Genomic DNA, 21,943 nt, shown 5'->3' on the forward strand with positions numbered 1-21,943 from the left:
AACCTACGTCAGCGGAGACCGGCCGCTTCGCAAGCAGCGCGACCATGATGTCTAAGCGAATTATGGCCGGGCGTTCTACGCCCCAATCTTCCCGCCGCAGCGGCGGCAGCAGCAACAGCAGCAGCTCCACCACCAACACGCGCGGCACCACCACCAAGCCCACGGCGCCCACCCCGACGCCCGACGAGGCGAGGGAACTACTCGAAATCAAACTGGCGCAGCTGAACTCGCTGCTGTGGTGCTGTTATGGCGACGGCAATGGATGGTTCGACGAGGCGGGGGAGAAGCATCGGGACAACATGCTCTGGATTGCTGCGGATTTGGCGCGGGAGGCGGAGATGTTGTTGGAGGTGAGTAGCGGGGGATAGGGATTCGACCGGGGTCGGCTGACGGGCCCGGGCATCCCACAAAGACGGGATGCTCTAGAACTTTCCTCTCCGCTAATGTCGCGCTGAGGAGGGTTCTCATGCCGATTCCAAACTCGCTCTACGGGCAACAACATGCCCTGATGTGCGGCGCACTGCCAATGGCATTTCCCATGCGCAACTCCTGGTTCTGTTATTCGTTCGGCCGATGGCTGCAATCGTGGCCAAGAGAGGAAGTTCGTGTAAGTCCCCAGTTTGCCGAAATCGACAAACTGCATAGCAAGGACTTTCGACGGCGCGGCCAGCAAGAAATCGTCGCTACTTCCGATGACTTCAGCGGTGACCGCGTGTGACTCGTGGGTCGCATGGTCAGTCATGCCCAAACTGTCGGCGGCTAGATGGCGGCGCGTGCAGCGGGCATGGCGTCCGCAAAGAAGGGCTTATCGGGCTCCACGGCACAAATGGCAGGGAATCGCAAGGGCCGCTAAGCACTGATGACGGTTCCGCATCTGAATTTTGGGGTTCAACGCGATCACGAAGAATTCATGCAGCGGAGTTCCTAATCCTTCAGCTGTCGAAGGCCAATATTTTTAATGCAGGAGTGAGACGTGCCAGCCCTTGAAGAAGAGCTTATTGAAAATCTCAAAGAACGCCTAATCAAGCATCTGGAATCTACCGGTGGCTATGAGTCGGTTGATTTTATTGATGCGGGAGGTTCGGCGGCAATATTCAAAGTTCAAAGAAAGCGCGAACTCAGGGCCGTTAAAATTTTCAATCCTGAACTGTTTGATGGGGGCCACGCCGCTGCGAGCAAGCGACGGCTCGATGTGCAACGGCGGTTAATTGATCACAAATGCCCCAGTCTTATTCAGACCTACTTTGCTGATGAATCGCAGGGCACGGCGATTGTTGAAATGGAATTTAACGATTGGCCACAGCTTTCGAGAAAACTTGGTGATGTCCCAGATGACGCCATCGGTCGGCTTATGGGGCAGCTTGTCGATGCAGTCAAATATCTTGAAGGCATGAATATTGTTCATCGTGACATCAAGCCAGAGAATATTCATGTATCCAGCGACTTCCAAGAGTTAAAGTTACTTGATTTGGGTGTCGCCAGAGATTTTGATAACTCTGACGAGAATAATGCCGCAATAACCGATGCAGGCGTGGGTCGACCTTTTCTTGCAACTGCGCAATATAGTTCGCCGGAGTACTTATTTCGACTCGATGAGCCCACAGAAAAACTATGGAAAGGCTTAAATTTCTATCAGGTTGGCGCGGTTTTGCACGATCTAATTAAGAAGGAGGCGTTATTTCAACATGAAATTCTCCTCGAGAATCGATGGCTGGTTGCTCGCGCGGTTCTCACGAAGCAGCCCAGTTTTTCCGATGCCGATACGAAGCGCCTTGTAGCAGAAAAGGCTCTTGCACTTCGCTGTTTGACCAAGGACCTCGACACTCGTTTATCCTTGGTTGGTTGGGATGAATTTCAATTTAACAAGGTCGAAGATCCATTGGTTGCCCTGAAGAAAAAATTGTCCAAAGGACTGGGGCATTTGGGGGCGGTCTCAAAAACAACTTCTGCTGCGCGACTTTCTTACGAGCGACAGGAGTACTGCACTCGAATATTTGAGAGAGTCCGCACTGAATTAATTGCAGTCTGCGGAACGGAGCTTCCGGTAACCATGATTACCGATTATGCGATCAGTCCAGCGAATATTGCATTCACTGTCAGCCCGGGAAAAACAATTCTCATTCGAATCGATGCTGACATTTCCTGGAAATCTGGGATCTATGAAAAATCTGCCTTAATGGAGATTGGGGCAATGTTTCTTTCGAATTCATCCACAGCTAGGCATCCAGACACTCCGATGAAGGCTTGCTTGGAGATGAGCATCGGAGCTAACGAGGACGAAATAGTAACAGCTATCGCAAACAATATTGCTGAACTGATAGGCCTCGCAATTTCGCGTATTGAGGCGGCGGGCGGAGATGCAAACATGCTTCAAGGCATTTCGATCTAACCAAGGAGAGCGGAAAAAATGAAATCGAGTTGGTGGCGGAAAAAGGATGAGCTGGTTCCGGAGCAAATAGAATTTATTAATTTGCCACCTGAGGGGCGCTATTCGTTGATCGGTCCACCTGGCTCTGGAAAAACTAACTTATTGCTGTTGCGGGCCCAGTTCCTGGCAGGTAATGGTGAAAAAAACGTTTTAATCATTACATTTACAAATTCTCTTTGCGACTTCATTCGATCGGGAATTGGGAAATCAGGGCACATCTCCCCGAAGCAGGTGATGACGTTCCACTCGTGGGCGGGAAATTACATTATTGACCAGTTAGGCGTTAGCAAGAAGCCTAAGGGGAGTTCTTTTGATGAGGCGACTCGAGCCGAAATTTTTGAAAAACTGAAGGAGGCGAACTTAAAGCGACCTTCGGAGAAGATGTATAGCGCGATATTTGTCGACGAGGCTCAGGATCTCTCGGCAGATGAACTGGAGCAATTACTCTGTCTGAGCGATAAAATCTGCATCTGCGGCGATGATAAGCAGGGTATTTATGATCAAAATGGTCTGTCTATTGCGAAGAAATTAAAACTGGAAAAGCATGAGCTGACGAGTCACTTTCGCATCGGTCAGCGAATTGCTCAAGTAGCAGATAGATTGATCCCACCTCCCAGAGGAGCTACGGGGCTTGCCGCTCGAGCGAACTACAATGAAAAGCTACAAGGCAAGTCGACTGCTGAGCTGCATCCAAAGGATAGCCGCGACGAGCAGTTCGCTAAGATGGAAGAGCTAATTCGTGTTCAATTGGTGGCGTTCAACGATGACAATATCGGCGTGTTCGCCGGAACCAATGAGGCGATCGCGGAACTGAAGAAGCGATTCGACAAAACCGACCTTGCCGACTTGGTCGCCTACCACGGCCAGGAAGGGGGGGGGTCATTTTCGTCAGATGCACGAATTCATGTTATGACTCTCCATGGCTCGAAAGGCACAGAGTTCCGGGCGGTGCACATCTTCGCTGCAGAAGAGCTTCATGGGTTTCCCCTTCGCCGAACCAAGTTGGCTTATACAGGTATCACCAGAGCGCGCACGGCGTTGAACGTGTTTCGGACGGGGCCGACTAGTACAGCCATCGAGAACGCCTTTGCGAAACCTGCGCTCATGGACATGGATGCCCTCTTTGAGGAAGACGACGCATGACCGAAGTGATTCGATGGTTCGCCGTCAGTAGGGAAGATTTACTGGATGTGCTTCTCGGCGAAGCATCGCCGAACGGGCTGTCTTTCAGCACCCCGCCTCTGCGGGACCTTCAAGCAGGGAGGCTCGCGCTTGGGTACCTGGATGACGGGGCTGTGTCCCCAATGTCTGGCCCTTCCTTGGTTATTGTTGAGGACGAATCCTCCATCGAAACGATGTCGTGGCTCCGTGCTTTCGCCGACGAAGCCTTTCCCATAAGCCAGTTCGCGCGAGTAGTGAAGCTCAGTGACTGGGTTACGTTCTCGTCGAAGAGAAATAGCTCGACCCAAGTTGGGGACTTTTATCCGGAGCGGTGGGCTTCCGTCTCGGTTGGCGAGGTGCTGGCACAAGCAGAGTCAGACGTCGATTTGCGGAACATGCCGCTGTCCCGCCTCGCAAGCTCACTGACATTGCCTGTTGGACGAGCCTCCCACCTATTTGGCCGCGGCGACGCGACGCAGCAGTGCATGGACAGGCTTCGGACCGTATCGAGCGATTTGAGGTTCGCCCGTAGACCAGTAACCGTTTCTCAACTCACTCCTATCTGGGCTCTATGTAACGCCAAAATTGAGGCCCACTTCGAGGCGCATGAGTCAGTTCTCGCGGTGGCTGATGCGGCGAGCAGATTTTTTCGCGACCAAGTCGACGTGTCTGTAGAAGCAGGCCTTTTCCTAGAGGGATATACGGGGCTCCGAAGCGATTTTGCGGAAGAGCGCGTTATGGCGTTCAACAAACTCGCCGACGATGTTCTCAGATTCCCAGCCCCGCAGTTGGCGTCGTCTGGCGCGTTCGTGCTCGCGGCTGCTGCCTTCATGGTGGGGCGCAGCACGTCTCATGCGTTTCTATTGAATCGCTTTCGAAGGGCAGCGCCTGCGGCATTTGCTTGGTTTGGTCTAGTAGCCGCCTTTGCAGGGTCGCGCTACTGGGATGGTGCTTGGCTGCGCGCCGTCAAAGGTGCGGAGCGTCTTCTCAAGCCACGGTTCGAATGGACCGACACCCCATCAGCTGACATTGGATGGGCGGAGTTTGCATGGCTTGCTGGTTCGCTCGACGACTTGGACCTGCTGATAGAACTGCCCAAGATGCTCCCGCGCACACTTGGGGTCGAGGTCGTACCAGGTGTTGTGCTGCAGGTTCGCTTAGTCCAAGGAAGCGGAGGTGATGATGCGCGCGTTATTCCTGAGACCTCTGCGAGGGAGCGTGCGTTGACGGATGCAATCAACCAAATCTTCGAAGTTGCCCAACAAGTTCGAGGACACGAGGTGCGCAAGGAGTCCTCCGAGCGTGGTCGCTATGTTGTGCGGGACCCAAAATCTCAACAATCACTCGACCTTGAGAACCGCTCAACCGTCACCACGGGCAAAGCGTCCCGAAGCAAAAAGGGCAAGCGCGACGCAGAGAGCACTTAAATTTGATTTCCATGCAGCCCTAACCTAGGCCCTTACTGGGCCACTTCCGGGTGGAAATCAACAGCGCTCGCCATCTGTCCTTCTTCCGAGAGCCGCCGCAGTGGTGGCGTCAGTGCCGTGCAGAAACGCGACGGAATGGGGATGCTGGGGACGCGGTGCCGGCAAGCATTGCCCCTCCACCTAGTGTTCAATGGCGCGATGGACATCGAGCCCTTCACCCCCGCCGACGCCGCACGCCGCGCGCGCTTGGAAATGCCCATGCTCTACGCCTGGCTAAAGCCCGACGAACCAGTGCAGGCCGCCATCGCCGAGCACCGCGCGCAGTGGGTCTGGCGCACGCAGCCCAAGCCCAGCTTGCCTAAGCCGAATCGGTTGCACATGACGCTGTGCCACATCTCGCCGCACGGCGATGCTGCCGTCGAAGGCATCCGGCAGGCATTGGGCGAACTGCGCATGGAAGAGGGCTTCGATCTGCTGCTGGATTGGTCCGGCGTGTGGCCGCACAACGGCATTGCCGTGGTGCGCCCGCAGCCGAACGCCGCGCTCGATCGGTTGCAGCAAGCCGTGGTGCGTCAGCTCGCACCGTGGCTGTCGGGGCGCCATGACGACTGGGCGCCGCACATCACCATCGCCCGCAAGGCATCGGGGGCTGCCGCGCCGCCCATGCCGCCTGTTCGCTGGCCGGTGCGCGAGTTTCTGTTCGTTCGTTCGTGGCTGAAGACGCGGCCCGTGTGGCACGAGGTGCTGGCGTCCTATCCGCTTCAGTCTTCCGGCAGGAATGCCTCGTTGTAGACCACTTCCCACAGATGCCCGTCCAGGTCCTGGAAGTAGCCTGCGAAGCCGCCCCAGAAGGTCTTCTGCGCGGGCTTCACGATGGTCGCGCCGGCGGCCTCGGCCTGCGCCATGGTGGCTCGCACCTCGGCTTCGCTGTGCACGTTGTGGCCGATGGTGAAGTCGGGCGAGGCGCTGCCGCGGCGCGCGATGCCGCTGTCGTGCGTCAGGCTGTCGCGCGGCCACAGCGCCAGCTTCAGGCCGGGCTGCAGGTCGAAGAAGGCGACCGCGCCGTGTTCGAATTCCTGGCCGATGATGCCCGGCGTCGCCAGGCCCAGGCCGTCGCGGTAGAAGCGCAGCGCGCGCTCCAGGTCGTCTACGCAGATGGTGAGAACGGAAATACGGGCTTTCATGCGGGAGGCTCCTGCTTCGCAGTTGTTGTTCAATGGAAGCCCCGAGATTGCTCCACGCCATGTCCGCCGACTTGAACAAAACGGCCACGCCGCCGCTCGCGCAGGAGGTCGGCCGTTATGCCGAAGTCCCGGTGCCGCCTTCCTTGCGCGGCATCTTTGCCTGCCAGTGGATGCATGTGCTGCCCGCTGATGCCGGCAGCATGCCGCCGCTGCTTGTGGTGCCCGATGGCTCGATCGACTTGCAGTGGATCGATGGCGCGGTGCGCGTGGCCGGCCCCGACCGGCAACCGCATGCCGAAGCGCTGCGGCCCGGCGCGCGGGTGCTGGGCCTGCGCTTCCACCCCGGTGCGGCGGCCGCGTGGCTGGGCATCGACATGAGTGCGCTCGCGGATCGCCGCGTTGCTCTGCGCGATCTGTGGGGTGCGCGCGCGGCGGCATGCCTCGCCGCGGATTCGCCCTCCCAGTTCTTGCACAGGGTAGCTGCGCTGTCGCAGCCGACCGCGAATCTCGCGCCCGATGGCGCAATGGCCGAGGCCTTCCGCTTGCTGCAGTCCGGCATGGCCCCTGAAGACTCGCCGCTGCGCTGGCTCTCCGAGCGCCTGCAGCAGCCCGAGCGCACGCTGCGCCGCCGTTTCGTGAAGCACTTCGGCTACGGCCCGCAAACCCTGGCGCGCCTGCTGCGCTACCAGCGCTTCCTGCAGTTGGCGCGCGCGGAGCCATCGACGCCGCTGGCGCAGTTGGCTGCCGAGGCCGGTTACGCCGACCAGCCGCATCTGGCGCGCGAGAGTCGTCGGCTGGCGGGCCGCCCGCCCTCAGCGCTGCCGCGCGATCAGGCTTCCACCACTTTGACCTTCGGCCAGCGGGACGCGTAGTTCTTCTGCAGCACGCGCTGGCGATAGGTGTCCAGGCTCACACGCGCGGGGTTGCGGCGCACGACGCAGCCGAACAGGTCGCCGAGGCCGTGCGGCGCGATGACGGTGATCGAATCGTCTTCATTGAGAGTCAGCCCGACGCAGGTGGCGTATTCCGGCCACGACGCCACCGCATCGTGCAGCGAGCACAGCGGCTCGACGGCATGCCCGAAGTGCCCCTCGAACCAGCAATGCACCGCTGCCTGGTTGGTGACTTCCCAAGGTGTGCCGTGCAGGGCGGAGCGCAAGCGATGTTGAATCTCTGTGTCGCGCTCGGGCGTGAGGTCCGTCGCGTCGAAATACGCGACATCCACGTCGGCCAGGGGTGTGGGTGTCGAGTAGCGGTGCAAGGCGTCCCACACCAGATTGCGTACCGCACCGGCCCCGATGCACCACGAGGCCAGGCCTTGGTCACGCACCGCGCGCAGGGCGGGTGCGAACCACGGGGAGCGTCTCGCAAGTTCGCGAAGGCGCTCCTCCAGTTCTTCGGTTGATGGTGTCGGCATACAGGTCCAGCTTCCCTTGCCGCAGAGATGCCGCTCCGCGTCTCTGAGCAAAGCGCAGAATGGTAGCCCTGCCGCCGTCGCCGATCACCTCTGCGGCATATCCTTGACCGAATACCCCAGGCTCACAGTCGCATCCTCCGGAATCGCCGGCATCGTCGCATTCCAAGCCTGCCAGTCCGCCCGCATCGCAGCCAGCCGCTCCGGCTCCTTCTTCGCCAGGTTCGCCCGCTCGCGTTCGTCGCCGGGGATGTTGAACAGGTACTCGTTGCCGTCGACCTTCAGGTACTTCCAGTCGCCGTCGCGCAGTGCCTCTTGTCCGCGGTGGTTCATGCGCCAATGCAGGGGGCGGCGGAAGGTTTGCTTCGCGTCCTTCAGCACGGGCATGAGCGAGACGCCGTCCAGCGGGTAGTCGGGGTGCGCGGCCACGCCGGCTGCTTCGAGCATGGTGGCCGACCAGTCCATGGTCATGCACAGCTGGGCGCTCTCGCCGCCCTTGCCGATCACTGCGGGCCAGTGCGCGATCCATGGCACGCGGATGCCGCCTTCGGTCAGGTCCATCTTGCCGCCGACGAGCGGCCAGTTGTCGGAGAAGCGTTCGCCGCCGTTGTCGCTGGTGAACACGACCAGGGTGTTGTCGGCCATGCCGTGCTTCTTGAGCGCGTCCATGATCCAGCCGATGCCTTCGTCCATGTGATGGATCATGCGGCGGTACACGTGGATGTTGCCGCCGGCCAGGTCGAACAGGTTGTTCTTGATGTTCGGGGCCTTGGCCGCGTCGTCGCGGGTTTCCCAGGGCCAGTGCGGAGCGGTGTAGTGCAGGCTCAGGAAGAAGGGGGCGTCGTCCTCTTTCTTCTGAAGTTCCGCCATGCGCTCGACGTAGTCGACGGCGCGCTTCGAAAGGATGTCGGTGAGGTAGCCGTCTTCCTGCTTGTCTTCCTCGCCGAACCACAGGTCGTGGCGGCCGGTGGAGTCGCAGTGGGTGAAGTAGTCGACGCCGCCCGACATGGGGCCGAAGAATTCGTCGTACCCCGAGCGCAGGGGGCCGAAGGCGGGCGGGTAGCCCAGGTGCCACTTGCCGATGAGGGCGGTCTGGTAGCCGCTGGCCTTCAGCAGCGAGGGCAGGGTGGGGTGGTCGGTGGGCAGGCCCAGGGTGGTGCTGCCACGGCTGCGGCTGTTGATGGGCTCTTCGGCCGCGCCGCGCAGGCGGTACTGGTAGCGGCCGGTGATCATGCCGAAGCGGGTGGGCGAGCACACGGGCGAGTTGGAGTAGCCCTGGGTGAGCTTCAGGCCGTTGGCGGCCAGGCCGTCGAGCACGGGCGAGACGGGGCCGAACACCGCGTCGCGGCCGCCGTAGCAGCCGAGGTCGGCATAGCCGAGGTCGTCGGCCACGATGAAGATGATGTTGGGTCTGGTCATAAGTTGATCGCGCCTTCGAGGCTCGGGGTCTGTTCGGGGAACACCGCGGAACCGGCTCTGCCGGGCCGCCGGTGTTGCCCCCTGCAAGGGGGTTGGCGAAGCGACACGAAGTGCGCGAAGACTGGGGGTTTGCTTAAGGTTGGTAACCGGACTTCTGCACCACGGGCGCCCACTGCGCGCGGTAGGCCTTGAGCATCGCGGCGGTCTGCGCCTGGGTGCTCACCACGGGCGTCATGCCCGAGTCCTTGAACTTGCGCTGGGTGTCTGCGTCCTGCATGACTTCGCGGATCACCACCGCGAGGCGCTCGACCTTTTCCTTGGGCATGCTGGCCGGCGCGAAGAAGGTGTTCCAGCCGGTGGCGGCGAGGTCGAGGCCGGCCTCCTTGAAGGTGGGCACGTCGGGCACGAAGGGCGAGCGCTTGGTGCCCGAGATGGCGAGGATGCGCGCCTTGCCCGCGGTGTGCTGGGGCACGACGACGTCTTCGGTGTCCACCGCGATAGGGATCTGTCCGCCGATCAGGTCGTTCAGCAGCGGGGCCGAGCCGCGGTAGCCGATCACCTGGGTCTGCACCTTGGCCTTCTCTCCCACCATGAGGCCGAAGAAGTGCGGCAGGCTGCCGGTGGCCGGCACGCCGACGTTGGCCTGGTTGGGGTTGGCGCGCATCCAGGCCAGCAGGTGGTTCAGCTCGCGCACGGGCAGGGTGGGCGACACGGCGAGCGCGAAGTTGTAGTCGTTGACGTACGACACGGGCACGAAGTCGTGGTCGGGGTCGTAGTTGTTGTCCTTGAAGACCAGGGGCGCCACGATCATCACGGCGGGGTTGGCGAGCATCAGCACGTTCTGGCTGGCGGGGGTGGTCTTCACCTGCTGTGCGGCGAGGCGGCCGCCCGCGCCGGGCTTGTTGTCGACCACCACGGGCACGCCCAGGCGGGCGGTGAGCTTGTCGCCCACGATGCGCGCCACGCGGTCGGTGGCGCCGCCGGGGGCGTAGCCCACCACGATGCGCAGGGGCGTGTCAAACTTCACCTCGGCGGCCGTCGCGCCGGTAGCGACAGCCGTCGCGAGGCCGGCGATGGCCAGCAGACCGGCAAGGCGGCGGGTGATGGGGCGGAATGGGGTCGGCAGCATGTTGGGCAGGTCCTTGTGTCGTCGTTCAGGCGATGGCTATCGATGGCAATCGAGTATGGCCGCGGGATCCGCAGTTGCGGACGATTCTGAAGAGGCCGCGCTCGATTGTTCAAATCAACCATTCACCGGAATTACCCTTCCTCCGCAGCTGTTCTGCCTGTGCCTGTCTTCCCTGTCTTCCTTGTCTGCCGCCGTTTTCAGTCGACCTTCATGCCGGTGGCCTTCACGAAGCGGCCGTAGCGCGCCTGGTTGGCGGCCAGGTGCTCGCTGGCGGCGGCGCCGGTTTCTCCGAGCGGCACCATGTCGAGCGTGGCCAGGCGCGACTTGATCTCGGGCAGCGCCATCGCCTTCTGCAGCGCGGTGCGCAGGGTCTGCGCAACCGGCTCGGGCGTGCCGGCCGGCAGCATCGAGACATAGAGCACCTCGAATTCGAGGCCCTTCAGGCCCAGTTCGCCCACGGTCGGCACCTGGGGCAGCAGCGGCGAGCGCTGCTTGCCGGTCACGGCCAGGGCGCGCAGCTTGCCCGACTGCACCTGCGGCAGCAGGCCCGGCGTGGCGAGGATGCCGGCCTGCACCTCGTCGCCCATCAGCGCCAGCACGGCGGGCGCGTTGCCCTTGTAGGGCACGTGCGTGATCTTCGCGCCGGTGTCGCTCGCGAAGATCTCGGCGGCGATGTGGCCCGGGCTGCCGTTGCCGGCCGAGCTGAAGGTGGCGGGCTCGGTCTTGGCCTGTGCAATGAAGTCGGGCAGCGTCTTCGCCTTCACGCCGGGCGCCACGCCGAAGGCCAGGCCCGAGGAGCTGAAGATCATCAGCGGCTTCAGGTCCTTGGCCGCGAAGGGCATCGAGGCGTACAGGTGCGGGTTGATGGTGAAGGTGCTGTCGATGCCCAGCAGCACCGTGTAGCCGTCGGCCGGGCTCTTGGCGACCAGGTCGGCGCCGATGTTGCCGCCCGCGCCGGGTCGGTTGTCGACGATGAAGGGCTGCTTCAGGTCCTTCTGCATCGCGTCGGCCAGCGCACGGGCCAGGATGTCGATGGGCCCGCCCGCCGGGAAGTTGACGAGCAGCCGCACCGCCTTGGTGGGGTAGGGCGCGTCGGCGGCCAGGGCCTGCACGGGCGCGGCGGCGCCGAAGGCAAGGGCGGCGCAGGCCGCCAGGGCAGCGGCGAGGCGGCGGCGCGTGCCGCCGAAGGAGTTGCTGGGCGAACCGGTGGTCATGTCGTCTTGTCTCCGTTGTCCGGGCAACTCTAGGTGCGCGGCGGGGGCGGCACAACTGAAAGCTCTTCTGCCAGCTATTCCAGTTGGTTATATTGAAGCGGCCATTGTCCTGAGGAAACGCCGTGTCAGACATGAACTTTGGGCGCCTGAAGATGCGCCACCTGCAGTGCCTCGTGATGGTGGCGCAGGAGCGCAACCTGGTGCGCGCGGCCAAGGCGCTGTCGCTCACGCAGCCGGCCGTCTCCAAGACGGTCGCCGAGCTGGAAGAGATCGTCGGCCGCCAGTTGCTGCTGCGCCGCCGGCGCGGCGTGGAGCTAACCCCGGCCGCCGAGGTGCTGGTGCGCCATGCCGTCTCGGCGCTGCGCGGTCTGCGCGAAGGGCTGGGCCTGGCCATGGACCAGCCCGAGGCTGACCAGTTGCGCGTCGCCGTCGGTGCGCTGCCGAACATGGTGGCCAACCTGCTGCCCGAGGCCGTGGCCACGCTGCATGAATCGCAGCCCGCGCTGCGTGTGCGCGTGGTGAGCGGCACCAACGCCCAGCTGATGACTCAGTTGCGCCAGGGCGAGATCGACCTCGTGCTCGGCCGCCTCGCGCAGGCCTCGGCCATGGCCGACCTGGCCTTCGAGCAGCTCTACAGCGAGCCGCTGCTGCTGGTGGCGCGGCCGGGGCATCCGCTGGCGGCGCGGCGCAAGCCGCCGCTCGACGCGCTGGCGGGCCATCCGCTGGTACTGCCGGTGTCGGGCACGTTGATACGGCACACGGCCGACGCATTCCTCATCGCGCAGGGCATGGCGCTGCCCGGCCGGCTGGTGGAGGCGACGGACACCAGCTTCGTGCTGGGGCTGCTCCAGCGCTCCGATGCGGTTTGGTTCGCGCCGCAGGGGGCTGTCGAAGGGCTGGTCGAGCGCGGCGAACTCAAGCGGCTGGCCATCGACACCACCAGCACCGAAGGGGCGGTGGGGCTCACCATGCGGCGTGGCGACGAGCCGGCCGAAGGCACGCAGCTGCTGATCGAGACCATCCGCGAGATCGTTGCGGCAAGGCACCGAGCGATCGAGGGAGTGCAGGCATGAGCGGCAGCGAAAAGACGATGCCCGGCGAGCGCCAATCGCTGGTCGACGCCCTGCGCGGCTTCGCGCTGCTGGGCATCCTCGTGGTGAACATCGCGAGCTTCTCCTCTACTTACTACGGGGTTGGCATACCCGACCCGATGGCGCAGTCGGTGCTCGAACGCGCGGCGCTGCTGGTGCGCACGCTGGTGTTCGAGACCAAGTTCTACCTGCTGTTCTCCTTTCTCTTCGGCTACAGCTTCACGCTGCAGATGCAGTCGGCCGAGCGCGGCGGCAAGGCTTTCACGCCGCGCATGGGGCGGCGGCTGGTGGGGCTGTGGGTGCTGGGCCTGGTGCATGCGGTGGTGCTGTACCACGGCGACATCCTCACCACCTACGCGGTGCTGGGAGCGGTGTTGCTGATGCTGCGGCGTCGCAGCGACGTGTTCATGGCACGCGCCGCGGTGTTCCTGGTGCTGGCGACTTCGCTGCTGTGGGCGGGCATCGGCTACCTGCTGGTGAAGGCGGGCGTGTCGAACGACACGCGCACGGCCTATGCGGATGCCGTCGCGGCGCTGGCAGCGTATCGCGGGACGCCCTTCACCGTGATCGTGCAGCACTTGCGCGAGCTCTCGCAGATCTGGTGGATCACCGGGCTGGTGCAGGCGCCGACGGCCCTGGCGATGTTCTTCGCGGGCTTCATCGCGGGGCGGCGCGAGCTGTTCGCCAATGCCGATGCGTATCGGCCGCTGTTCAAGCGCCTGCTGCGCTGGGGGCTGGTCATCGGGCTGCCGGGCGCTGCGGTGTACGCCTTTCCTTCGATCCGGCTGGACAACCCGGTGCGCGAGCTCTACGGCCTCGCGGCCACGCTGCTCACCGCGCCATTCCTCACGGCAGCCTATGCGGCCGGCCTGGTGCTGCTGATGCTGTCGCCGCGCGGCCGAGTGATCGAAGACGTGCTCGCACCGGCCGGCCGCATGGCGCTGACCAACTACCTGATGCAGTCGCTGGTGTGCGCATGGCTCTTCCTGGCCTACGGCCTGCGCTGGATCGGCAACGTGGGGCCGACGGCCGCCACCGGCATCGCCTTCGCGATCTTCGCGGCGCAACTGGTGCTGAGCCGCTGGTGGCTGGGCCGCTTCGTCTACGGGCCGGTCGAGTGGGTGCTGCGCGCGTTTACGAACCTGGACCTTCCGCCGATGGGGCGCAAGCCCGAGGCTCCAGGTCAGCGCGGCAGCAACGTCGACAGCTGATACACCGCGAAGGCCAGCAGGATCGCGCCCGACAGCCGGTTGATCCACTGCATGGTCTTCGCGCTGAGCTTGTGCCGCACCGACGACACCATCGTCGACAGCCCCAGCCACCACAGCGCGGAGCCCAGGAACACGCCGAGCACCATGGTCGCGGCCTGGGTGCCGCCGGCGGTGCTGCCGGTGGAGATGGAAGCGAACACCGCGACGAAGGACAGGATCGTCATCGGGTTCGCCAGCGTCAGCACGAAGACCGAGAGCGTGGCCCTCAGCGGCGTGGTGGCGTCGGCGGCCTGACGGGCCTGCGTGGCGACCGGCGCGCGAAGAAGCTGCACGCCCATCCAAGCGAGAAATGCCGCGCCGCCCAGCGCCAGCGGCACGCGCGCGGCCACCATCGAGGCGATGACGGCCGACACGCCCAGCGCACCGATGGCGCCATAGAACGCGTCGGCCAGCGCGGCGCCGAGCCCGCTGAGAAAGCCGATGGTTCGGCCGTGCGCGAGGGTGCGCTGGATGCAGAGCAGGCCGATGGGGCCGACAGGTGCAGCGATGGAGAGTCCGATGACGAGGGCCTTGAGGAAGAGGGTAGAGTCCATTCGTAAATTGTCTTTACGACGTGGCCTGAAGAGAATGGCGAAGCTCAGGCGGAATGCGCTTTTCGCCTTAAATTCAAGACGAATCGATCGACTGAAGCCTGAAATCCATGGAAATCGACAGCAAGAACTGGCAGATCCTCGAAGTGCTGCAGGCTGATGCGCGCACCTCGCTCACCGCGCTGGCGCGGCAGGTCGGCCTGTCGGTGCCCTCGACCTCGGAGCGCGTGAAGCGGTTGGAAGAAGCCGGCGTGCTCGCCGGCTATCGCGCCGTGGTGCCGCCGCGCCATGTGGGCTACACGGTGATGGCGCTCGTCGGCATCACCACGCCGCAGCCCGACAAGGCGCGGCTGCTGAAGCTGCTGGAGGGCAGGCGCGAGGTGCTCGAATGCTTCCACGTGACGGGGCAGGACTCGTACGTGCTGAAGGTGGCCGCACGCGACATCGAGCACCTGGAAGCCTTCGTGAGCAGCATCAACCACCTGGGCGAGACGCGCACGTCGATCGTGATGTCGGTGCCGATTCCGGCGCGCCCCATCGCCGCGCCCGAACTGGAAAAGCCGCCGCGCCGCTAGGCCGGAGGCAGCGGCCGCGACCAGAGCCACGCCAGCACGCAGGCCATGCACCCGATGGCCAGGCCGGCGAGCCACGCGCGGTGCGCGGTGAACGAGACGATCACCGCGCAAGCCGCCATCGTCACGGTCGCGCTCCACTTGGCGCGCCGGCTCACGGTGCGGCCGTTGGCCCAGTTGTGCAGCAGCGGGCCGAAGAGGTGGTGGTTCAGCAGCCAGGCATGCAGCCGGGGCGAGCTGCGCGCCGCGGCCCAGGCGGCCATCAGGATGAATACCGTGGTCGGCATGCCCGGCACGACCACGCCGATGAGGCCCAGCACCAGGCACAGCACCGCGAAGGCATAGAGCAGCGCTCGCGTGAGCGCGGACTTGCGTTCGGGCGCGGGGGCCGGCTCGGGCTTGTTCAAGGCAGGGTCAGGCCGGGGCCTGTCCCGGTTGCGGTTGCTGCGGCAGCTGCTCGCGCTCGGGCAGCCCGTCAGCCGTGATGCGCATCTTCGGCAGGAACTGCGGGTACTCGCGCTGCATGAAGTCGATGAGGCCTTCGCGCACGGTGCAGCGTAGATCGAAGGTCAGGCCCGAGGTGGCGGCGGTGCAGAGCACGCGGATCTGCATCGTGCGCTCGGTGGCGTCGGTCACACGCAGGTTGAAGAAGCGGCCGTCCCACTCGGGCGCGGCCTTCACGATGCGCTCGACCTCTTCGCGCAGCGGCGCGAGGGGCATGCCGTAGTCGACGTAGATGAACACCGCGCCCAGCAGCTGTGCCGAATGCCGCGTCCAGTTCTGGAAGGGCTTCTCGATGAAGTAGGTGAGCGGCAGGATCAGGCGGCGCTCATCCCAGATCTTCACGACCACGAAGGTGCCGGTGATTTCCTCGACGCGGCCCCATTCGCCTTCGACCACCAGCACGTCGTCGATGCGGATGGGCTGCGCCAGCGCGATCTGCAGGCCGGCGATGAGGTTGCTGAACACCGGCTTGGCCGCCAGACCGGCCACGATGCCGATCACGCCGGCTGAGGCCAGCAGGCTTGCGCCCACCTGGCGCGCGCCCGGGAAGGTCATGAGCATCATCGCGCCGCCGGCCACGACCACCACGGTCATCGCGGTGCGCGCGAGCACGCGCGTCTGGGTGAGCACGCGGCGGGCCTGCAGGTTGTCGGCGACGTCGGAAGGATGCTGCGCCAGCACGCCTTCCGCGAAGCCGCTGATGGCCTTCACTGCCAGCCAGGTGGTGGCGGCGATGAGCAGCAGCCCGGTGAAATGGCGTACGTTGCCGATGAAGCGCAGGTCGTCCGGCGCGCCCTGCCACACCATGGTGAGCGCGACCAGCGGGAACACGAGCCGGGCGGGCGCCCTGCAGTTGACCACCATCGCATGGATGGCCGGCGCGGGGCGGGTGATCCGCCTGAGCACCATGCCGACGATGCGGTGCGCGAGAAGAGAGAGGGGGACTGCGATCAGGGCGGCAAGCCAGGTGCCGAACCAGGGGTGGGCAAGTATCTCTTTGGTCATCAGGCGGGAGTCGTCTTCGCTTGTTCTGTTGTCTCGTTCAGAGGTTGAAGAATGCGCGCTGCGTCGTCGCGCAGCTGCGTGGCGAGTGCCGTGGCCAGGTCGAGCCGGCGAAGCAGCCAGGGGCTGATGTCGTTGTCGAACGGGTCGGGCAGCGGGATCGGGCCGCCGACTGTGGTCGAACCGGCACTCTCGGGGTGGGAGGGACCGGTGGTTGGAATAGTTCCGATGGCGGCCTCGATGCGCTGCGCGGTGCGGCCGATGGGGCCTTCCACCTCGGCGGGCGTGAGGCGGTCGCGCCGCAGCACCAGCATCGACTTCACCGCGCTGAGCTGCGCGAGCAGCTGGTAGCTGTGGGCCTGAAGGTGTTCCAGCGGCTCCAGTGGCGGCTGCACCGCGCGCGGCTCCGACAGCGAGCGCTGCGTGGCCTGCACCAGCGCCGATAGGCTGTCGTAGGCCTCGCGGCGCGCGAGGCGCCATTCGAGCTCGGGGCTGCTGTCGATGGCCTTGAGCTGGCCCAGGCCCAGTGCCAGCCGCGCATGGCGGGCCTGCGCGGTGAGCACGCGTGCGACCAGCGCCGGCAGCTGCGTGCGCTCCCACGAGGGCAGCACGTAGCAGAAGGCCCAGGCGAGCGCGGCGCCGATGAGCGTGTCGGCGATGCGCTCGAACAGCGCGAAGATCGGCGCCACGCCCACGTTCAGCATGTGGGCCTGCACCAGGCCCAGCACGGTGGCGGCCACCGCGGTGATCAGGTAGCGCCGCACGGCGAAGCTGTGCGCGATGGCCTGCGACACCGTGACGATGACCAGCAGCCATAGCGCCGATGGATGCGCCGACAGCAGCCCCACCGCGAGCACGCAGCCCAGCAGCGTGCCGGCCACGCGGGCGTTGCGCCGCTCCAGCGTCTGCGAGAGGCTGCCGCGCAGCACCACCACGATGGTCAGCAGGATCCAGTAGTCGTGCGAGCCCCACGGCATCGACACCGCGATGGCGTAGCCGGCCGCGATGGCGAGGGCGGCGCGGATCGCGTGGCGCAGCGGGGGCTGGTCCCAGCTCCAGAGCGTGAAGAAGGGGCGCAGCGACCAGTCGGTGGGGCTCACGAAGAGCTGCCAGTTGGCACGCACCACGGCCAGGTTGGGCTCGGCGTCGCCGCGCGCCATGGCCGACAGGCGCAGCACCTCGTCGTTGATGTGGCCGATGCGGCTGGCCAGCCCGCGCGCGAGCATCGCGGCGGTGGGGCCGATGTGGCCGCCGCCGGCGGTGCCGTCGTCCGCCGAGACGTGGATGGCCGCCAGGCGCGGGCGGCGGTCGGCCACCGCGTCGGGCTGGCGGCCGAACATGAGCGCGTCGGCCAGGGCGACGGTCTCGTCGGCCAGCTCCTCGAGCACGCGGCGCATCTCGACGAGCGCCTCGGCATGCGCGGGGTGGGCGCGCAGGGTGTCGAGGTCGAGCTCGCTGGCCAGCAGCTGGTCGCGCATCTCGAGCACGATCACCAGCATGGCGGCAAGCCGCTGGCGGCGCGGGGTGCGCGGCGATTCGAGCACGATGTCGCGCGTGGCCTGCAGCTGGTCGGCCAGCGCGGCCTGCTCGCGCAGCAGCCGCCCCAGCATGGGAGCGGGCGTGTCGCGCACGTCGCGGGTCTCGTCCTGCGGCAGGAACTGGCTGGCCTCGGTGCGCATGAGCGCGGCCAGCGAATACAGCACGTCGGCGATCGACTGGGTGCGGAAGCGCCCGTTGAGCGCCAGGTTGGCCAGCGTGGCCCAGATCACGTACAGCCCCGCGCCCAGCCCGAAGTGCCAGGTGCGCTTGATGGCGTCGGCCATGTCGGGCGGCGCCTGCGTGGCCATGGAGAACACCATCGAGAACATCACCGCGATGGCGATCGGGATGCCCCGCTTGCCCCAGGCCATGGCCAGGAAGGCCATGAAGGTGGCGGGCACCAGCAGCAGCCCGAGGCGGATGGGGGCGCTGTGCAGCATCTGCACCGCGAAGAACAGCGGCAGCCCGATGAGCGGCGCGGGCAGCATCTGCAGGAACTTGCCGCGGCGCGGGCCGGGCAGGTCGGGCGGCGCGGTGACGATCACGCCGGTGGCGGCGGCCGAGGCCGCCATGGTGCCCAGCCAGAAATGCATTCCGCCGGAGATGAAGAGCAGGCCCAGCGCGACGGTGAGCCCGCTCGCGACGTAGTGGCTCAGCGCGATGCGCAGAGCAGCACGGACCCGGGGCGCGGCGCTGCTGGGCCCCTGCATCGTCACTTGGCGGAGGAGTTGCCTTCGGAAGGCGCGCCGTTGGCGGGTGCCTCGCGGCGCACGCGCGTGAGCTTGCGCGGAGCGGGTGCCGCCGCCGGCGCGGCCGGGGTTTCGGCTTCGGCTGCCTCGTCGGCGAAGCCCGGCACCGTGCTGCGGGCGTAGAGGTCGGCCGAGGCGTCGGCCGCGGTGCCGGCGCTCGCCTTGGCGGAGGCCGAGACGGCGCGCACGCGGTCGCTGGCGCGCAGCTTCTCGTCGACGGTGGCGAACTTGGAGTACTTGGACAGCAGCGGCACCAGCTGGCCGTACACGCGCGGGGCGCCGGCCAGGCATTCGCGCTGGTCGATGAACTCGGGCTCGCCCGTGAAGTTGCCGATCAGGCCGCCGGCCTCGGTGACCAGCAGCGAGCCCGCGGCCACGTCCCAGGGGTTCAGGCCGGTCTCGAAGAAGGCGTCGGTGAAGCCCGCGGCCACGTAGGCCAGGTCGAGCGCGGCGGCGCCGGGGCGGCGCAGGCCGGCGGCGCGGGGCATCATGTCCGCCATGATGGCCAGGTACTGCTTGAAGTTGTCGCCGGTACGGAAGGGGAAGCCGGTGGAGATCAGGCACTCGTTGAGGCGGGTGCGCTTCGAGACGCGGATGCGGCGCTCGTTCATGTAGGCGCCGCGGCCCTTGGTGGCGGTGAAGAGGTCGTTGCGGGTGGGGTCGTACACCACGGCCTGCTCGATCTTGCCGCGCACCGACAGCGCGATCGACACGCAGTAGACCGGGAAGCCGTGGATGAAGTTGGTGGTGCCGTCCAGCGGATCGATGATCCAGACGTAGTCGGAGTCCTTGGCGCCGTACTGGCTGCCGGATTCTTCCGCGAGGATGCCGTGCCCCGGGTACGCGCCGAGCAGCGTCTCGATGATCGCTTGCTCGCTGGCGTGATCGACTTCGGTGACGAAGTCGTTGACCTGCTTCTGGGAGATGCGCACGGCCTCCACGTCGAGGGCGGCGCGATTGATGATGGCGCCGGCGGCGCGTGCGGCCTTGACGGCCACGTTGAGCATGGGATGCAGGTTGGGGGACGACATTGGATTGTGGGAAGAACGGTGGGGAGGGCCCCCGGAGACGGCCCGGCGATGCGGGCGGCGAGAATCGGGGGATTTTACCGGCTCCGCCCGTTAGTGTCCGCCAACCCCCCCATGCGCACCCGTTTCATCCTGATCCAGACCAGCCACGCCGGCAACGTGGGCGCCGCCGCCCGCGCCATGAAGACCATGGGTTTTTCCGACCTGGTGCTGGTGGCCCCGCGCTGGGCCAACGTGCTGCGGCGCGAGGAAACCATCCAGCGCGCGAGCGGCGCGCTCGACGTGCTGGCCAACGCCCGCATCGTCGAGACGCTCGACGAGGCCCTCGACGGCGTGACCCACATGTGCGCCACCGCCATGATTCCGCGCGACTTCGGTCCGCCCACGCGCTCGCCCCGCGAGCACCTGGAGCCCCTGGCGGAACAGGGCGACCAGCACGTGGCCTTCCTGTTCGGCTCCGAGCGTTTCGGCATGCGCAACGAGGACGTCTACCGCTGCAACGTGGCCCTGAGCATTCCCACCGACCCGAAATTCGGCTCGCTCAACCTGGGCGCGGCCATCCAGGTGATCGCCTACGAATGGCGGCTGGCGCTGGGCGGCTACGAGGTGCGCGAGGCCGTCCAGCCCGTGCAGGCGGCCGACGCGCAGGCCGTGGCCGGCATGCTCGACCACTGGGAGCGCTCGCTGGTGGAGATCGGCTTCCTCGACCCCGGGGCGCCCAAGAAGCTCATGCCCAGGCTGCAGCAGCTCTTCAACCGGGCCCAGCCCACGCCGGAGGAGATCCACATCCTGCGCGGCATCGCCAAGGCGATGAGCGACGCGACCCGGCCGCCCAGGGCGGACAAGGGCGGCAAGACGCCCGAGAGCGACTAAAACCTTATCGTTCGTACGCAAAGACACCCGGCCTTAGACTGCGCGGCCCCTATCGATATAACGACAACAGACAGAAGGCATAAGGCAGCGATGTTCTCCAGACTGCGCGCCGACATCCGGTGCATCCTCGAACGCGACCCGGCCGCTCGAAGCGCCTGGGAAGTGATCACGGTCTACCCCGGCTTCCACGCCGTGGTTCTGCATCGCTGGGCACACGCCTGTTGGACCCATGGCTTCAAGTGGCCCGCGCGCGCCATCGCGCACTGGGCCCGCTGGCTGACCGGCATCGAGATCCACCCCGCCGCCAAGATCGGCGAGCGCGTGTTCTTCGACCACGCCATGGGCGTCGTCGTGGGCGAGACGGCCGAGATCGGCGACGGCTGCACCATCTACCAGGGCGTGACGCTCGGCGGCACCTCGCTCTACAAGGGCACCAAGCGGCACCCGACGCTGGGGCGCGACGTGGTCGTGAGTGCCGGGGCCAAGGTGCTGGGCGGCTTCGTCGTGGGCGACGGCGCCAAGATCGGCAGCAACGCGGTGGTCATCAAGCCGGTGCCGGCCGGTGCCACGGCAGTGGGCATCCCGGCGCGGATCATCCCGTCGAAGGCGGGCGAGAGCGCCGACGTGGCCGCGCCGCAGAAGTTCTCCGCCTACGGCATCACGCAGGACGACGATCCGCTGAGCCAGGCCATGCGCAGCCTGATCGAAAACGCATCGAGCCAGGAGCACCAGATCGCGCTGCTGTGGCAGGCCATCGAGAAGCTCTCGGCCCAGCCCGGCAGCAAGGACTGCGTTCCGGGCGAGGCCGCGCGCGACCAGAGCTTCGAGGCCGACAAGCTCACGCAGCTGATCGGCAAGTAGAAGAAAGAAAGCCGCGCAGGAGTCGCGCTCAGCCGCCGCGCTTGGCCGGGGCGTGCAGCGCGCCGTGCACGTGGCCCGCATGCTGCCCGAAGGTCTCGGGCGCGAGCGCCGCGGTGTCGAGCTCCTGCAGGATGCCGCAGGCGTTCGCCGATTCGGGGCCGCAGCACTGCTGGCGCAGCGCCTTCAGCTGCTTCTCCAGCGTCTTCAGCTCGGCGATGCGCGCGGCCACGTGGCCGATGTGGTCGTCCAGCAGCCGGTTGACCTCGCCGCAGTCTTCCTGGGGCGCATCGCGGAATTTCAGCAGGCTGCGGATCTCGTCGAGCGTCATGTCCAGCGAGCGGCAGCGGCGGATGAAGCCCAGGCGCTGGGCGTGGTCCTCGTCGTAGATGCGGTAGTTGCCCTCGGTGCGCGCGGGCTCGGGCAGCAGTCGTTCGCGCTCGTAGTACCGGATGGTTTCGACCGGCGTGTTCGCGACCTTGGCCAGTTCTCCGATTTTCATGATGCGGCAAATGGACGAGTGGACATGAGCGGTTGACTCTACACCTGC

23 protein-coding genes are annotated in these 21,943 nt (G+C 65.5%); 12 read left to right on the forward strand and 11 right to left on the reverse strand.

Features of this window, described 5'->3' with window-relative positions; all coding sequences use genetic code 11:
• From ACTJLF_RS24875 to ACTJLF_RS24900, 6 genes are all read left to right on the forward strand, one after another.
• A partial coding sequence (locus ACTJLF_RS24875; RefSeq protein WP_440884085.1) for a hypothetical protein occupies positions 1-368 on the forward strand: 368 nt, incomplete at its 5' end.
• Between the two features lie 98 nt (positions 369-466).
• Positions 467-718 (forward strand): hypothetical protein, encoded by a 252-nt coding sequence (locus tag ACTJLF_RS24880; RefSeq protein WP_440884086.1) that lies wholly within the window; start codon positions 467-469, stop codon positions 716-718.
• 255 nt (positions 719-973) lie between these two features.
• Positions 974-2,389, forward strand: a complete 1,416-nt coding sequence (locus ACTJLF_RS24885) for a protein kinase domain-containing protein (protein ID WP_440884087.1) — start codon at positions 974-976, stop codon at positions 2,387-2,389.
• 18 nt (positions 2,390-2,407) lie between these two features.
• Positions 2,408-3,571 (forward strand): UvrD-helicase domain-containing protein, encoded by a 1,164-nt coding sequence (locus ACTJLF_RS24890; protein WP_440884088.1) that lies wholly within the window; start codon positions 2,408-2,410, stop codon positions 3,569-3,571.
• The gene (locus tag ACTJLF_RS24895) at positions 3,568-5,016 is read left to right on the forward strand and encodes a hypothetical protein (RefSeq protein WP_440884089.1); all 1,449 of its coding nucleotides are present in this window, start codon (positions 3,568-3,570) and stop codon (positions 5,014-5,016) included. Before ACTJLF_RS24890 ends, ACTJLF_RS24895 begins: the two co-directional genes overlap by 4 nt.
• 198 nt (positions 5,017-5,214) lie before the next feature.
• A complete protein-coding gene (locus ACTJLF_RS24900; protein WP_440884090.1) occupies positions 5,215-5,808 on the forward strand; it encodes a 2'-5' RNA ligase family protein in 594 nt (197 codons plus the stop codon).
• Here ACTJLF_RS24900 and ACTJLF_RS24905 read toward each other — a convergent pair.
• Complete coding sequence (locus tag ACTJLF_RS24905; protein ID WP_440884091.1) at positions 5,778-6,200, reverse strand: VOC family protein; 423 nt, start codon at positions 6,198-6,200, stop codon at positions 5,778-5,780. The two genes, ACTJLF_RS24900 and ACTJLF_RS24905, sit on opposite strands and share 31 nt — an antisense overlap.
• A gap of 59 nt (positions 6,201-6,259) precedes the next feature.
• Between ACTJLF_RS24905 and ACTJLF_RS24910 the strand changes: the two genes are divergently transcribed.
• A complete protein-coding gene (locus tag ACTJLF_RS24910; RefSeq protein ID WP_440884092.1) occupies positions 6,260-7,072 on the forward strand; it encodes a helix-turn-helix domain-containing protein in 813 nt (270 codons plus the stop codon).
• On the opposite strand, the gene ACTJLF_RS24915 is transcribed toward ACTJLF_RS24910, so the two are convergent.
• The 4 genes from ACTJLF_RS24915 to ACTJLF_RS24930 all read right to left on the reverse strand — a co-directional run bounded on the left by ACTJLF_RS24915 (position 7,030) and on the right by ACTJLF_RS24930 (position 11,376).
• Positions 7,030-7,617, reverse strand: a complete 588-nt coding sequence (locus ACTJLF_RS24915) for a nucleotidyltransferase family protein (protein WP_440884093.1) — start codon at positions 7,615-7,617, stop codon at positions 7,030-7,032. The two genes, ACTJLF_RS24910 and ACTJLF_RS24915, sit on opposite strands and share 43 nt — an antisense overlap.
• 84 nt (positions 7,618-7,701) lie before the next feature.
• Positions 7,702-9,033: a sulfatase family protein gene (locus ACTJLF_RS24920; protein ID WP_440884094.1), complete on the reverse strand. Its 1,332-nt coding sequence runs from the start codon at positions 9,031-9,033 to the stop codon at positions 7,702-7,704.
• A gap of 133 nt (positions 9,034-9,166) precedes the next feature.
• The gene (locus tag ACTJLF_RS24925; RefSeq protein ID WP_440884095.1) at positions 9,167-10,162 is read right to left on the reverse strand and encodes a Bug family tripartite tricarboxylate transporter substrate binding protein; all 996 of its coding nucleotides are present in this window, start codon (positions 10,160-10,162) and stop codon (positions 9,167-9,169) included.
• A 197-nt stretch (positions 10,163-10,359) separates the two neighbouring features.
• Complete coding sequence (locus ACTJLF_RS24930; RefSeq protein ID WP_440884096.1) at positions 10,360-11,376, reverse strand: Bug family tripartite tricarboxylate transporter substrate binding protein; 1,017 nt, start codon at positions 11,374-11,376, stop codon at positions 10,360-10,362.
• Positions 11,377-11,507: 131 nt separating this feature from the next.
• Between ACTJLF_RS24930 and ACTJLF_RS24935 the strand changes: the two genes are divergently transcribed.
• Positions 11,508-12,449 carry a LysR substrate-binding domain-containing protein gene (locus ACTJLF_RS24935; RefSeq protein WP_440884097.1) on the forward strand — a complete coding sequence of 314 codons (942 nt, stop codon included), beginning with the start codon at positions 11,508-11,510 and terminating at the stop codon, positions 12,447-12,449.
• Positions 12,446-13,678 (forward strand): DUF418 domain-containing protein, encoded by a 1,233-nt coding sequence (locus ACTJLF_RS24940; RefSeq protein WP_440884098.1) that lies wholly within the window; start codon positions 12,446-12,448, stop codon positions 13,676-13,678. The genes ACTJLF_RS24935 and ACTJLF_RS24940 overlap by 4 nt, the downstream gene beginning before the upstream one ends.
• Here the strand turns inward: ACTJLF_RS24940 and ACTJLF_RS24945 are convergent.
• A complete protein-coding gene (locus ACTJLF_RS24945; RefSeq protein WP_440884099.1) occupies positions 13,651-14,271 on the reverse strand; it encodes a LysE/ArgO family amino acid transporter in 621 nt (206 codons plus the stop codon). The two genes, ACTJLF_RS24940 and ACTJLF_RS24945, sit on opposite strands and share 28 nt — an antisense overlap.
• A gap of 107 nt (positions 14,272-14,378) precedes the next feature.
• On the opposite strand from ACTJLF_RS24945, the gene ACTJLF_RS24950 reads away from it, so the two are divergent.
• Entirely contained in the window at positions 14,379-14,843 is a 465-nt protein-coding gene (locus ACTJLF_RS24950; protein WP_145761847.1) for an Lrp/AsnC family transcriptional regulator, read from the forward strand.
• Here the strand turns inward: ACTJLF_RS24950 and ACTJLF_RS24955 are convergent.
• From ACTJLF_RS24955 to ACTJLF_RS24970, 4 genes are read right to left on the reverse strand one after another with little or no spacing between them, the layout of a single operon-like run.
• Positions 14,840-15,247 (reverse strand): YbaN family protein, encoded by a 408-nt coding sequence (locus ACTJLF_RS24955; RefSeq protein WP_440884100.1) that lies wholly within the window; start codon positions 15,245-15,247, stop codon positions 14,840-14,842. The two genes, ACTJLF_RS24950 and ACTJLF_RS24955, sit on opposite strands and share 4 nt — an antisense overlap.
• Positions 15,248-15,254: 7 nt before the next feature.
• On the reverse strand, positions 15,255-16,349 hold the full coding sequence (locus tag ACTJLF_RS24960; protein ID WP_019653452.1) for a mechanosensitive ion channel family protein: 1,095 nt from the start codon (positions 16,347-16,349) through the stop codon (positions 15,255-15,257).
• Complete coding sequence (locus tag ACTJLF_RS24965) at positions 16,349-18,595, reverse strand: FUSC family protein (protein ID WP_440884101.1); 2,247 nt, start codon at positions 18,593-18,595, stop codon at positions 16,349-16,351. Before ACTJLF_RS24965 ends, ACTJLF_RS24960 begins: the two co-directional genes overlap by 1 nt.
• Positions 18,596-18,597: 2 nt before the next feature.
• Positions 18,598-19,665: an inositol monophosphatase family protein gene (locus ACTJLF_RS24970; RefSeq protein WP_019653450.1), complete on the reverse strand. Its 1,068-nt coding sequence runs from the start codon at positions 19,663-19,665 to the stop codon at positions 18,598-18,600.
• 111 nt (positions 19,666-19,776) lie between these two features.
• On the opposite strand from ACTJLF_RS24970, the gene ACTJLF_RS24975 reads away from it, so the two are divergent.
• Positions 19,777-20,535 (forward strand): RNA methyltransferase, encoded by a 759-nt coding sequence (locus ACTJLF_RS24975; protein ID WP_019653449.1) that lies wholly within the window; start codon positions 19,777-19,779, stop codon positions 20,533-20,535.
• 57 nt (positions 20,536-20,592) lie between these two features.
• Complete coding sequence (gene cysE / locus ACTJLF_RS24980) at positions 20,593-21,396, forward strand: serine O-acetyltransferase (protein ID WP_309939305.1); 804 nt, start codon at positions 20,593-20,595, stop codon at positions 21,394-21,396.
• A 28-nt stretch (positions 21,397-21,424) separates the two neighbouring features.
• Here the strand turns inward: cysE and cadR are convergent, their stop codons facing one another.
• Entirely contained in the window at positions 21,425-21,895 is a 471-nt protein-coding gene (cadR, locus tag ACTJLF_RS24985; RefSeq protein ID WP_019653447.1) for a Cd(II)/Pb(II)-responsive transcriptional regulator, read from the reverse strand.
• Positions 21,896-21,943: the final 48 nt, after the last annotated feature.

It is taken from the genome of Variovorax sp. 22077 (assembly GCF_052044195.1).
In the GTDB taxonomy this organism is placed as follows: Bacteria; Pseudomonadota; Gammaproteobacteria; order Burkholderiales; family Burkholderiaceae_C; genus Variovorax; species Variovorax atrisoli.